Raw genomic sequence first — 13531 nt, 5'->3', positions numbered from 1 at the left:
ACCGGCTTGCCCGCCCTTGCGCTTGACGGGAACCATCGTGGCTCCGTCTTGGGAAGGCCTTAGCGAATGAGGCTGCGGGGAGTGAAGATCGACAGGGCCGGGTCGGTGCGATGGCTTATCGGCCAGGGGCCGGACCGCACAAAGACGGCCAGATCGTTTTCACCGCCGTCGATCAGAGACACTGCGGCCTGCGGCCCGGACAGGGACACCGGCGGCAGCTGGCGGGCGTCCAGATCGATCTCCACAAACATCGCGTCCACATTCCAGGACGGGGCGAGAAACCCGGCCTGATCGCCCTGCCCCATCTCAAGAATCAGAAGAGCCGAGGTCACCGGGCGGTCAAACGTCACCCGGCGGATCAGGGCATGCCCGTCGGGGCTCCAGGTGCAGGCCTCCCCGCCGCCATCGGCCAGGATGGTGCGATAGGTCGCGCCGCCGTCGGTTGAGAGCCGCACCCGGGCCGCATTGGGTTCGCATTTGCGACAGGGGTTGGCGTAGACCGTGGGATAAACCCGCAGCCGCAGCTCGGTCATGGGCAGAGCCGAGGCAAAGGTATAGGCCAGGGCGCAGCCCGCGTCCGCAACGCAGACCAGGCCGCCGCGCCGTCGCGGCGAGGGGGCGATGTCGTTGGCATAGCTCATGGCCCCGCGCCCCAGGTCCGCTCCGGTCCAGTCCGGGGCAAAAAACAGCCGCCCGGCCCCACCCGGCGTCAGGGTCAGCCGGCTGCCGGCCGGGGCCAGGACCGGCACGGCAAGCTGCTGGCCGTCGATGGCCAGGGTCGGCATGGCGATACGGCCGTCCAGGCGCAGGGAAACAGGCTCGGCCTCCTGGCCCGGGGGCGGGCCGGCCAGGCGCGCCTGCCCGGCCGGAGCGGCCGCAGACAGGGCCAGTCCCGGGTTTGCCAGGGACGGATCATAGAGCAGAAGGGCCGCCCGGCCCGAGGCGTCGGCCAGGGCGGCGGCCGGGGCAAGGCCGGGATGGGCGGCCAGGAACCCGGGCAGAGCCTCGGCCGGGCTGACCCCGGCCAGACCGGCCAGGACATCCCCGGCTGGCGCGTCCGGCGCGACAAAGGCGTAGCGCCCGCTGTCCCGAGCCCCGTCCTGCGGCCAGGGCACGGCCCCGACGTTGGCCAGCCAATGTTCGGCCTGCCGGGCCAGAACCGGGACCAGGGGCTCCCCGGCTTTGTCCCCGGGAACAAGCCGGGCCTCCAGGGCCAGGGCATCGAGGCCGAGAAACCCCTCCGCCTGCCCCGGCAAATAGTTGAGCCGCACCGTCAACCGCCCGGCCCCGGCCAGGGCCGCCGGCAGTTCGTAGGTGACCGGAACCACCCGGCAGCGGCCGTCGTAAAAGTCCATTTCCTCGAAAAATCCCGGGCGGATTTCCTTGGCCCCGGTTCCGGGTTCAAAGAAGGCGTCGTGGCTGATGACGCCCAGAGGAATAAACCGGCCGTCGTCCCCGGCCGCCTCCACGGTCAGTCGGGAATCGGCCGGACGCAGACGGCTTTTTTTAAACAGCGCCGCCGTGACCGTCAGCCGCCCCCCGGCCAGGGCCATGCCCTGGGGCGTCTCGAACACCCAGGCGACCGAGGCCGGGCGGCTGTAGCGCGACGGCCGCAATTGCCCCAGGTCCCCATCGAGGGTCATGTTGTCGGCGGCAAAGGCGTCGGCGTAAAACCGCTGAGTGGCGAAATCATCGTCGTACCGCCAGGTTCCGTCCTCCCCCGGGTCCATGACCACCGGGGCGCGGCTGGCCTGGGCGACGCGACTGACCCGGGTGGTGGCGAACATGTTAGTAAAGACGGCGACCGGCCACCCCGGCAGGGCCGGTCGGGAGGCGGCCTGGGTCGTATAAAAGGTGTCCACGTCGTCGCGGATACGATAACCGGGCGCGGCAAAGGTCCCGGCCTCGCCAAAACGGCCGGGCAACATCCAACGCAGGGCCATGCGCCGGGTGTTGCGCTTGTAGCCGTGAAATTCCACCGCCGCCACATCCCCCGGCCCCTGGTCCAGCCACTGGTAAAAATCCCGGTCAAAGCTCAGCACCCGGCCATAGTAGGCGTCGTAGCGGGACAGGCTCGGCCACAAAAGCCCCAGGCCGGCCAGTCCGGCCAGCACGGCCGGCGCGGCTCGGCGCACCCGGCCGGCCGGCAACCGCTGGCCCGCAGCCGTCGCCAGCCAGACCAGTCCCAACCCGGCCAGCAGCACCAGGGCCGGAAACGCCATGATCAGATGGCGGCTGTCGAGGATGGGCCGCAGGGCCGATTTGGAGGCGATAAGGGCCAGGGTGCTCCCCCCGGCCCAGCCCAGCAGCAGCAGCGCCGCGCCCAGACGCCCGCGCCGCACGGCCACGGTCAGCCCGAGGGCCGCGGCCCCGGCCCAGACCGCCGCAAACCATGGCAGGGGGCCGTCATCGTAGCCGATGAACCCGGACAGGACCCGGACGGCAAAGGCCATATCCACGCCCTGCCAGGGATCAACCCCGGGGGCGTGCAGGAAATCGCGGAGAAAGACCACGGCCGGCAACAGCGGCCAGATCGCCAGGACCACCCCGCCAAAGGCGGCCAACCCCGGCCACAGCCGCGCCCGCCCGGTCCCGGGCTGCCGGCGCTCCATGGCCCACCCGGCCAGGCCGGCCCAGACCGCCTGCACGACAAAGACCACGAGCCCCTGGTACCCGGCGTAGACCATGGCCGCAGCGCACAGGGCATACCCGGCCCAGGCCGGCCAGGAATTGCGGTCCAAAGCCCGCACCAGCAGCCACATGGCAAAGACAGACAGGCACAACAGCAGGCTGTAGGCCTTGATGGCCTGGGCAAAGGCAATGGGAAACACCAGCCCGGCCGCCAGGGCCGCCGCGCACAGCCCGGCTCCGCGGCCCAACAGACGCGTGCCCAACAGCCCGAGCCCGGCCACGGTCAGGACGCCGGCCACCAGACTTGGCAGCCGCGCGGCCAGGGTGGAGGAGTCAAACCACAGGGCCAGATGGACCAGAGCGTAGCTCAGCGGCGGCTGGAAATCGAAGATGGTGTCGGCCGGTCCCTGCCATTGCTGGATGGCCAGCAGATCGCGAAGGGGCAGCATGGCCCGGTCCAGGTTGAGATAGTCGTCTTCCCAGGGGGCAGGCCCGTCGAGACCGTACAGCCGAAGCCCCAGTGCTGTCGCCAGGACCAGTATCCAGGCCGCCCGCCAAAACCACTGTTCGATGCGGTCCCGCGTCATACAGCCATCCAACGACGACGACGCGCCGGGAGACGACCAAGCCAGGGCCATTCATTTCCTATTACAACTATGCAAATAAATATCATATGCATAAAAACGAACTCTTCAAACATGAGTATACATGAGGGCTTGCAGACAGTCGCCACACTTCCAACGCAGATTGCCGCAGGCAATGCTCCCCTGAGAGACAAATCAGTGCTTGTCAAAAATATACCGACCCGGCATAGAATTGGAGCATATTCCCAAAACCATTTACCAGGAGAACTGTCATGAAGTTTCGCCAGAGCATTATCCTCGTCGCAGCGGCCCTGGTCCTTTGCGCCACACCGGCCCTGGCCAAGAAAAAAGCCGCCATGAACCCCATAAACGCCGACTACGCCAAGGGTGTGCAGGCTGTGAATGAACGCCACTGGAACGACGGCATCGCCCTTTTGACCAAGGTGATCGACAACCCGGCCACGCCCAAGGAGCTGGTGCCCCTGGCCCTGACCAACCGGGGCACGGCCTATGCCAACAAGAAAATGACCACCGAGGCGTTGGCCGACCTCAGCAAGGCCATCGAACTCAACCCCGACTACACGGCCGCCTACTATGACCGCGCCCGGATCCTGGCCATGCAAAACAAGCACGCCGAGGCCATTGCCGATCTGACCAAAGCCATCGAGCACAGCAAGGCCGGCAAACCCCAGGCCGTCTATTACAAAAACCGGGCGCTCAGCTACGGCGCCATGAGCAAGCTTGACGAGGCCAAGGCCGATTTCAAAAAGGCCAAGGAACTGGATCCGTCCATCAAGATTCCTCTGCACTACAAGCCCATGATGGCGCAATAAGCCAGCCGAAGGAGCCCGTGACAAAGGCCCCCTTCCGGGGCCTTTGTCACGTCTGATCCGCAGCCTGTTGCGGCGGCGACGGCCGGCTGAGCACCCGGCCCAGAGCCAGGGCCAGCTCCCGGACATCCACGGGTTTGCTCACGTAATCGTCCATGCCGGCAGCCAGGAATTTTTCCCGATCTCCGGCCATGGCGTAGGCCGTCATGGCAATGATGGGAACACGGGCCCGGGGTCCCAGGGAGGCATCGGCCCGGATGGCCTTGGTCGCGGCCACGCCGTCCATGACCGGCATCTGCACGTCCATGAGGATGCAGTCGTAGGCCGCCTCCCGCAACCGGTCGATCACCTTGGCCCCGTTGTCCACCATGTCCACGGTGTGTCCGGCTTTTTGCAGCATCCGGGCAAAACTCATCAGGCTCACGGCATCGTCTTCAGCCAAGAGCAGGCGCAGCCCGGCTGCGCTGGCCAGCCCGGGCGTCTGGGCCGGACAGACGGCCGATTGGCCGTTGGCCGCCTGGGCCAACGGCAAAGAGACATACATGGCGGTCCCGCGCCCCTCGACGCTCTCCACAGCGATTTCGCCGCCCATAAGCCGCACCAACCGGCGCACAATGGACAGGCCCAGGCCAGCCCCGCCGAAGCGGCGCATATAAACGCCTTCCACTTGGCCGAAAGGCTCGAAAATGGCGCCGAGCTGGTCATCGGGAATGCCGATGCCGGAATCGGCCACGGTAAAGAGCACCCGGAAGGCGGCGTCATGGCGCCTGGAGGCCAGACTGATATCCAGGCTCACTGTGCCCTTGTCCGTGAATTTCACGGCGTTCCCCACGAGATTGAAAAGAATCTGGCGCAGACGCACTTCGTCGGCCACCACCTGCTCCGGCAGCCCCGGGCCAAGGCTGACGGCCAGACTGATGCCTTTTTCCCGGGCGGGCAGAGCAAACAGATCCATGACCGAGTCGCGCAGGTCGGCCGGAGCGAAGGGAGCCTGCCGGATGACCAGCCGGCCAGATTCCACCAGGGACAGATCCAGGATGTCGGAAAGCAGACGGGTGAGGCGTTTGGACGACTTGACGGCATTGTCCACATACTCGGATTGCTCCTCGTCGAGGTCGGTGGTGACCAGAAGCTGGAGCATGCCGAGCACGCCGTTTAAGGGCGTGCGGATTTCATGGCTCATGTTGGCCAGGAATTCGGATTTGGACAGGCTGGCCGCCTCGGCCGCCTTCTTGGCCGCAACCAGCCGGCGATCCGCCCGCAGCCGCTCGATGATCTGGGCGCAAGCTTCAATCATGGGTCCCAGGAAGGCCAGCAGGGATCTGTCGTAGCCGCCCTCGCGGTTGGCCAGCCCGATGGAACCGACGCATTCCCGACCGTGCATGAGCGGCAGTCCCACAAAAGCATCCAGGGCAGGGTGGCCCGGAGGCAGTTGGCCGGCCAAGACGGAGGCAGCGTCCGGGCTGTTGGCGATGCCGATTTCACCGGAGGTGATGGTTGCGGCATTGAGACCATTGACCGTGGAACAGGTCACGGCCCAAGGCGCAGCCGACTCGTCGGCGGGCAGGCTTGTCGCGGCACCAGACGTGGCGGAGACTGCCAGACACTGCTGCAAGGGCCGTCCCCGGTCGTCTTCCAGAAGTTCGGTCACAAAGCCGTAGCGACTGCCGCTTATGCGCAGAAGTTCGCCAAGGGCTGTCTTGAAGATCGCCTCGGCCGTGTAACCGGCCACATAGGCCCCACGAATCCGGGCCACGGCGTCGCCCAGGACGCTTTGCCGGTGTTTTTCCTCGGCGGCCCGTCGGCGTTCGGTGATGTCCCGGGCAAAAACCAGACTGGCCGGCTGGCCCTGATGCTCAAACGGCACGGAGATCGCCTCCACCGGCACGATGCCGCCATCCAGGCGCAGGTAGTCAACCTCGACCTGGGGTTGGGGAATGCGCCTCTCGTTGACGATACGGATGCGTTCCCGCACAATTTCCCGCGAATCCGGATGCATGAGGGAGACAATGTCCCGACCGAGCAGGTCTTCGGCCGTATGCGCGCCAAAAAGGCGCAGCGCAGCCGAATTGACGGACACAAACCGGCCGTTGCATTGGATGATGATGGCGTCGGGAGCGCTTTCCACCAGTTGGCGCAGGCGCTGTTCACTGCGTGTCAGGGCCTCGGCGGCCAAGACGCGCTGGGTCACGTCCTCGAAGATGGAGGCAAACTGGTCCGGAGCCAGACGCAAGGCCGAAACCCGCAGATGCTTTTGCAAGGGGGCGAAATAAGCGTCAAAAGATTCGGGAACCCCGGTCGCCACAATGCGTTCGTAGACATCCAGGTCGGGCGGCGCAGCAAGCCCGTAGAGCTGGCAGACGCTGGCCCCCACAGCCTGCTCCCGGGAAACGCCGAGAATGGCCGTATAGCCTGGATTGATTTCAATGAGCCGGTAATCCACCGGGCGGCCGGCAGCGTCGCGTACCATTTCCAGCAGACACACGCCCTCTCCCATGGACTCGAACAAGCCATGGTAACGGGCCTCGCTGGCAGCCAGGGCCGTCTCGGCCTGTTTGCGCTCGGTGATGTCGAGTCCGTAGACATTGATATAATTGCGCTGGGGGACCGGGTGAATGGTAATCTGATAGACCCGGTCGCCAACAGCGACCTCGCCCTGGGTATTGCCCCGGGTGGCCAGGGCTTCGGCGGCAATGGAATGCAGGCATTCCGGGAAAAGCCGGCCCGGACCGCTGCCAAGCGTTTCCAGAAAATCCAGGCTGGCCGGGTTGGCGTGGATAACGGTCAGGTCCGGAGCCAGACGCAGGACCGGATTGGGATTTTCACTGGGGAAACGGGCCATGTCGCGCAGGGCTTCCTCGGCCTGCTTGCGCTCGGTGATATCCAGGGCGTAGGCCACGCGCGACACCGGGACGCCGGCGCTGTCACGCAACACCGTGACCTCAACGAGCACCGGGAACAGGCTGCCGTCCTTGCGCCGGTGCACGGTTTCAACGACGCCGTGGCCGGAAGCGTCAAAACCGGCGATGGAGGATATAACCCGCTCCCGCTCTTCATCAGGAATAAGCATGAGGAGCGATTGGCCGACCAGTTCCTGCGGATCGTAGCCCCGCTGTCGGGCAAAGGCCGCATTGACCTCGATAAACGCATTATCCTGCACACTGACGTGGGCCAACCCAAACTCGGCGCTCTCGAACACCCGGCTCCAACGCCGCGCCTGTTCCTCCAGCCGATTGCGCTCGGTGACGTCGTTGGCCACCTCCAGGATGGACACCGGCCGACTGGCCGCATCACGATTGAGCACCCAGGACACGGCCAGATCCACAATGCGCCCGTCCTTGGCCACCTTTCGCAACTCCCCGGACCAGTGGCCATCGCGCAAAAGCTGGGCGAGAAGGCTTTCCAGGGGTTGGGGAAACTCGGTGTGCAGCAATTCGTGGGAGATACGCCCCACGGCCTCTTCCTGACTCCAGCCGAAAAGCCGCTCGGAGCCGGTGTTCCAATAGGTGATGCGCCCATCCAGATCGCGCACCATGACCGTGGCCAGATCCAGGAGACGGGCCTTTTCCCGCAATTCCTCGGTGCGCCGGGCCACGAGGGCCTCAAGTTCGGCATTGCCCCGACGCAACACGGCTTCGGCCTTTTTAAGCGGCGTCACCTCGGGGAACGTCAGTACGACGCCATCCACCTCGCCCGTCAATGAACGGAACGGATACGCCCGCATGAGGAACCAGCGGTCGTCAATACAGCAGATTTCGCGTTCAACGATGCCCTCGCCGGCGAGCACGCGCTGGCAATCCTCGACTAGACGCCCGGAATCAAAGGTGGTCTTGACCTGCTCCATCGGCCGCCCGGCGTCGCTGGCGATCAGATGAAAGAGCTCTGTGGCCGCCGGGGTGAAGCGCAAGACGGTGAGCTTGGCGTCGAGCACCACGGTGCCGATATTGGTGGCTGCCAGCAGATTTTCCACGAAGCTCTGGGCTTTGGCCAGTTCCTCGATCTTGTGCTGGAGCTCGGCGTTTAAAAAAGTCAGTTCTTCGTTGAGCGATTGCAGCTCCTCACGCGAGGCGTCCATTTCCTCATTGGAGGACTGCAATTCCTCGTTGGTGCTGATGAGTTCCTCATTTGAGGCGCGCAGCTCCTCGGTCAACGTCTCATAGCGCCCCACGGACCGTTTGAGCTGATCGGCCATCCGCTCGATTTCGGCCTCATACCGGACGACCAGGGTTGTTTGCGCTTCCCCGGGCAGGGCCATCGGAAGTCCCGCCCCCTTCTCCGGGGCGACCCGCTCGAAGACCAGCAGCACAAAGGCCGGCTGGCCCCAGGCATCGGGCAGGGCCGTGCCCCGCAGCACGACGCCCACGCCCGGGAAATCCGGCAAGGCGACCGGACCGCAGCCATGCTCCCCGCCATCGGCCAAAACACCTTCGAACACCTCACGCAGACAGGGGCGCAGGGGTTTGCGCACCAGTTTGTGCACAGAAAGGCTTGGCGCGCCGGAGCCAAGTTCCAGATAGGCGTTGGCATCTCCCACCAGCCGCACCACACGTCCGGTCAGGTCGGCCAGGACGGCGGGATGGGCATAACGAGCCAGCAGGGCTGTTTCAGCCAGCCCCTCGGGATCAGGCTGCAGGAACTTCGCCGGCCCGGACAATGCGCCGCTCCCGGGGACCGGGTGGGAGAAAAACCGAGGCGGCGCTTCAAATGCGCCGACGGCCGTAGTCTTTCGTCGAAACAGCCGCCATTTCTTGTCAACCGTGAGGAAAAAGGGTTGGGCCGCACCGATAGTTTCGGCCGGTCCCAGGAGCAGATACCCGCCCGGACGCAGGGCATGGGCAAAAAGCGACAGGACCCGGGCCTGGAGGTCGGAATTCAGGTAGATCAGGAAATTGCGGCACACGATCAGGTCCATGCCAAGAAACGGAGGATCGCGCAGCAGATTGTGCACGGCAAAGACCATGTTGTCGCGCAGCTCCCGGGTCATGGTACAGGCGTCGGCCGTGCACTGACAAAAGACGGCCAGTCGGTCCGGCCCGATGTCGGCCGCCAAGCGCCTGGGATAAACGCCCTTCCTGGCCGTTTCCAGGGCCTTGGCATCCAGATCGGTGGCGAAAAGTTTGACCGCCCGTTCCTCGCCCCGCTGGCGTTGCTGCTCGGCCAGGAGCATGGCCACACTGTAGGCCTCTTCGCCTGAGGCGCAACAGGCCACCCAGGTCCGCATCACCTCGCCCGGGCCGAGATTGTCAAAAATATCGGGAATCGCCCGTTGGGCCAGCAGGTCAAAGGCCTCGGAATCGCGAAAAAAGGCTGTCACCCCGATCAACAGATCACCAAACAGCCGGGAGCGTTCATCCGTATCAGCCGCCAGTTTGGCGGCATACTCGGCCAGACTGCCAGCGCCGGTCAGAAGCATGTGTTTGCGCAGGCGGCGCATCACCGTGCTCTGCTTGTAGCCCCGCATATCGTGCCCGGTCTGTTCAAATAACAGGGCATGGATGGATTCCAGCGCAGCGCCTTCCCCGGCTGCGTCCACATCCGGAAACCGGGTTCGGGTGTTCTGGCAGATGTTCGGCAAAATTGTGGCCAGAGAGACGCCGATGTCCGCCGCCGGCAGCACCATGTCGGCCAGACCGGTCTCGGCCGCGCTGGCCGGCATGGATTCATGGATGGCTGTATCCGGCTGTTGGACGACAACCAATCCGCCGACTCCATGGATGTCGCGGATGCCGATCACGCCGTCGCTGCCCGCTCCGGACAGGATAACGGCCACGCTTGCCGCCCCTTGATCCCGGGCCAGGGATGAGAGGAACCGGTTTATGGGATGGTGGGGATATTCTTCGGCCCGTTCGGTCAGGGTCAGTACCCCGTCCCTCATGATGATGTCGTTCCCCGCCGGCAGGATATAGACAACGCCTGGTTGCGGTCGCATGTTTGCGGCAGGCTCGACAATGGGCAGGGGGCCAGCGCCGGCGAGCACTTCGGCCAGCCGGCTCTTGCCCTGGGCCGGCAGATGGGTGACCACCACCAGGGCGGCGTTCAAATCCCGAGGCAGTCCGCCAAGAAGGGCCGTGAGCGCCGGCACGCCCCCGGCCGAGGCCCCGACGCCGACAACCGGAAAACCCAGGCTACAGGCGTCGCCGCCAGCCCCCTTTACGGGTATGTCCACATCCATGCTGCACTCCCTGGCGGGCCGAGGGACGACGGCGTCACACGACAGGCGGTCTGGATACCTATAAAAAACGCGATGTTCTCAAACTGTAAAGATATAATTCCTCTCTATCATTGCCCCGCCCCCGGGGCAACTGCCGGCAAAGAAATCCAGACAGGCCCGCCAATCCGACAACGGACGAGTGTTGTCTGTCTTGAGCGCCGCCGGGCCGTCCCAAGCCACAACAACAGGTCCGTCGGCCCAAGGTTACGAGGGAAATAAGCCCACAAAAGCGCTGGAAGCGATGGGGCCAACGACAAACGCCCACCCTTGCGGCAGACCAGACCCGAGGTCTGCCGGCGCAGCCGGCCGATCCCGAACAGCCAAATGGGGGGAACGCCCGGGATCAGGCCGGACGCGCCTGCCTCACAAGGGTTGACACAGCAGCTTCGGGCTGTAGCAGCGGCGTCTGTTCAGCACCAGGCCCAGCATCGTTGCCCCCATGAGCGTCATCTTCTGGCTGGCCCGCTTGAGCACTTCCCAGTTCGTGCGGCCGCTTTGCACCGCAATCAACACGCCATCGAACAGGCTGGCCACGACATTGGTGTCCGCATCATCGACCGAATGGCCGTCCATGATGACATAATCGAACTGTTCGCCGTAGCCGGCCAGCACCTCTGCCAGGCGGTTGCCGGCCAGCAGGTCGGGCCGACCGCCGTTGGATTGAGCTCCAAAGGGCAAGAGAAAGAGGTTGGAATACGTGGTGGCCCGGGGCAAGTCCGCCGGGGCCGCCCCTTGCAGGCACTCGCACAGACCCGGCGACGGCTCGGTGTGGTAGCATCCGGCCAAGGCAGCGGCCTGGGGATTGCCGTCGATCAGGAGCACCTTGGCCCCGGTGCGGGACAGGCCATGGGCCAGTCCGATGGCACAGGTGGTTTTGCCCTCGCCGTTATGACAGCTGGTGACGTAGACGCTTTTGACCGGCCGGTCCCTGTTGGCGTCCAAGAGATTGGCCTGGGCCAGAGCCAGCTCGGGCAGACTTCCCTGGAGGCGTTGTTCGTCGTCTGCGGCCAGTCCGGGTGTGGCGAAACGGGATTCCCGCCTGCGAAGGAGCAGGCGGGGCCGGGCTGCGGCAGACTGTGATCGGCTGCGACGGCGCAGCCACAGCCAAACGGCCGAAACCAGGATGGTGGTGGCGGTCGCGGCAGCGGCCAGCGCGGCCCAAAGCGAGCAGACGTCGGCCCCGGCCGTTGCGGTGGCTGCGGGTTCGGCCGACGCCTGGGCGCGTATGCCGTCTCCCCTGCCCGCGACAGCCTCCATCCCCGTTGGGGCCTTGGCCGGGATGCCGTCAGACCTGAGCTGGGCCGGCAATACCGGTGCGGACACAGGCTCGGTGTGGGAGGCCAGGACCACCGGCGGCAAAGGCCGGGCCGCAGCCAGGGAGGAGGCCGCTCGGATTTCCCCGGCCAAAGCCGTCGATGGAGCGGCGGCAACCGGTATGGCTCCGGGCGCGGCAGCGGCCGTCGGGGCGGACGTCGGAGCAACGGACGGTCCGGCAGGGGCAGGTCCGCCGGTTGGCGGGCGGCTGGTCACCCGGGCCACCACCTTGCCCCGGCCCACTTGGCCAAGAACCATGGCCGCCTGGGGATAGTGGCCCTGGACGGCCGCCAGGACCGGACGCAAAGAGGCCTCGTCGACCGTATCGCCCAGACGCAGGCACCAGAGGCCCTCAAGGGAGACAAGCTGCATCAGTCCCGACAATTCACGCGGCAGGACGGCCAGGCCCTCCTGCATGGCCGCCATGGCCCGTCCCTGGTCGTGGTGGCAGACGATTTCCACCGAATGGACCAGGGCCAGGGATTCCTGGGCCAAGGCCGGAGCAAGAGGAGCCGCAAGCAGGGCGGCAAGCAGCACAGACACCCGTTGGAAAGCCTTACGGCAGGCAGTATGGGACATCGCGTAATCCTTGCGCAGCGGTTTGGGCGAAGACGGCCGGGCCGGCCGGGATGGCGGGCGCGGGACAGGACCGGGGCTGCGGCAAACTGGAATAGAGCATGGTTCCGGGTAAAAAACCGTCCAACAACACCGCGTTTTGAGCCAGTCCGGGCGGCAGCCCGGCCAGGGCGGCGTGGGCGGCGGCCGGGTCGGCGTAGGTCTCGTCGACGATGACGTCGCAGGCCAGACCGTAGGTCGGATGAAAATGCAGGCACAGGCGAAGGCGCACGCCCTCGTCCTGGGTCTGGCGCACCAGGGCCAGACCGGCGGCAAGATCGGCCTTGCGGGCCACCCGCACCAGCCGGCTCCCCACGGGCGGCAGAGGGCAAGCGGCCAGCGCGGGAAAAAGAAGCTGCCGCTGCGGGCGCACCCGGCGGGGATCGGCTGGCCCGGGATTGGCCAGGGCCACCCGGGCCAGCACCTGCCCGTCCACATAGCCGTAGATGCGCCGGGCCGCCTCGGCCACAGACCAGTCCGGCGGCACGGCGGCCATGCCGAGAAACACCGGCGCTGCCGCCTGGGGCTGTTCCTGGACCTGGGGCTGGGACTGGGCTTGGGCCTGGGGGGACGTTTTGTCCGAGGGGCCTGAAACCGCGGAGGCGGCAGCCCGGGCCTGGGTCGGAAACACCGCCAGCGGGGCCAGGCTTCCCCAGGCGGCCAGGGCCAGGGCCAACCCGACGCCGCCCCGCTGGCGGACCGTGCGGTCCGTCCCGGTCGCGGCGGCTATGGTCTGGTCGCTGTCGGTGGGTATCCCTGGCTTGTCCATGCGGTGTCCACCTCCCCAGGCTCGGTTCGTGTCCTGCAACGCGGAGGCTGATGCGGGCATCACTGGTAAAGCAAAAACAGCACCAACGTGCGAGAGACGTCATTCATAGTCTTTTAACTGTGCTATTTCATAGAATTAAAAATAGTCGGGCCGAACCGGCCGGACGGATGCCGCCGCCGGAATGAAACACCTTTTCACTTTTTCAAACACTCCAAAACGATCTTCCATACGCCCGCCGTGCTGCCGTGCGCCATTGTCAGCGCCAGACCGCCCGCGTCGGCATCCCGTTGGAGGTGCGGTATTCTGGCCTGAAAATCGTCGTCAGCCGTGTGGGGAAGGCCCGGGCAGCCGATAGCCGCCCTTTTCGTGCCGCCGGCGCTCAAACCGCGCCCGGCCTGGGGCGCAGCTGGGTGCGGACGTTGCGGCCGCTTTTTTGGCCACAAACATAACATTATTTCGATAACCTATATTCACCTCGGCGCGACAGAATAACTGCACCAGTCTCAAAAACAGGGCGTCGGCAGGCACATCCAAGCCAGGGGAGTGCCTTCTTTACTGTTCTCCCTAATATGGTATA

General features: G+C 65.6%; 5 protein-coding genes. 1 reads left to right on the top strand and 4 read right to left on the bottom strand.

Annotated features, from left to right (window positions below):
* Window positions 1-59 precede the first annotated feature (59 nt).
* Window positions 60-3218 (bottom strand): glycosyltransferase family 39 protein, encoded by a 3159-nt coding sequence (locus NY78_RS19125; protein ID WP_043639704.1) that lies wholly within the window; start codon window positions 3216-3218, stop codon window positions 60-62.
* A gap of 269 nt (window positions 3219-3487) precedes the next feature.
* Between NY78_RS19125 and NY78_RS19120 the strand changes: the two genes are divergently transcribed.
* Window positions 3488-4048, top strand: coding sequence for a tetratricopeptide repeat protein (locus NY78_RS19120; RefSeq protein ID WP_043639703.1), 561 nt, complete (start codon window positions 3488-3490; stop codon window positions 4046-4048).
* 46 nt (window positions 4049-4094) lie between these two features.
* Here NY78_RS19120 and NY78_RS19115 read toward each other — a convergent pair whose 3' ends face one another.
* The 3 genes from NY78_RS19115 to NY78_RS19105 all read right to left on the bottom strand — a co-directional run bounded on the left by NY78_RS19115 (window position 4095) and on the right by NY78_RS19105 (window position 12954).
* Window positions 4095-10217 (bottom strand): PAS domain S-box protein, encoded by a 6123-nt coding sequence (locus tag NY78_RS19115; protein ID WP_047960293.1) that lies wholly within the window; start codon window positions 10215-10217, stop codon window positions 4095-4097.
* 402 nt (window positions 10218-10619) lie between these two features.
* Window positions 10620-12149 (bottom strand): CpsD/CapB family tyrosine-protein kinase, encoded by a 1530-nt coding sequence (locus NY78_RS19110; RefSeq protein ID WP_047960292.1) that lies wholly within the window; start codon window positions 12147-12149, stop codon window positions 10620-10622.
* Entirely contained in the window at window positions 12127-12954 is an 828-nt protein-coding gene (locus tag NY78_RS19105) for a hypothetical protein (protein ID WP_043639697.1), read from the bottom strand. The genes NY78_RS19110 and NY78_RS19105 overlap by 23 nt, the downstream gene beginning before the upstream one ends.
* Between the last annotated feature and the right edge of the window lie 577 nt (window positions 12955-13531).

The organism is Desulfovibrio sp. TomC, from assembly GCF_000801335.2.
GTDB lineage: Bacteria > Desulfobacterota > Desulfovibrionia > Desulfovibrionales > Desulfovibrionaceae > Solidesulfovibrio.
The sequence above is the reverse complement of the archived record's forward strand: the minus strand, read 5'-3'. Positions and strand labels throughout refer to the sequence as shown.

Bases quoted from the DNA above. Each gene is read 5' to 3' on its own strand.
- NY78_RS19125 (WP_043639704.1), bottom strand. From the start codon at position 3,218: ATGACGCGGGACCGCATCGAACAGTGGTTTTGGCGGGCGGCCTGGATA.
- NY78_RS19110 (WP_047960292.1), bottom strand. From the start codon at position 12,149: ATGTCCCATACTGCCTGCCGTAAGGCTTTCCAACGGGTGTCTGTGCTG.
- NY78_RS19105 (WP_043639697.1), bottom strand. From the start codon at position 12,954: ATGGACAAGCCAGGGATACCCACCGACAGCGACCAGACCATAGCCGCC.
- NY78_RS19115 (WP_047960293.1), bottom strand. From the start codon at position 10,217: ATGGATGTGGACATACCCGTAAAGGGGGCTGGCGGCGACGCCTGTAGC.
- NY78_RS19120 (WP_043639703.1), top strand. From the start codon at position 3,488: ATGAAGTTTCGCCAGAGCATTATCCTCGTCGCAGCGGCCCTGGTCCTT.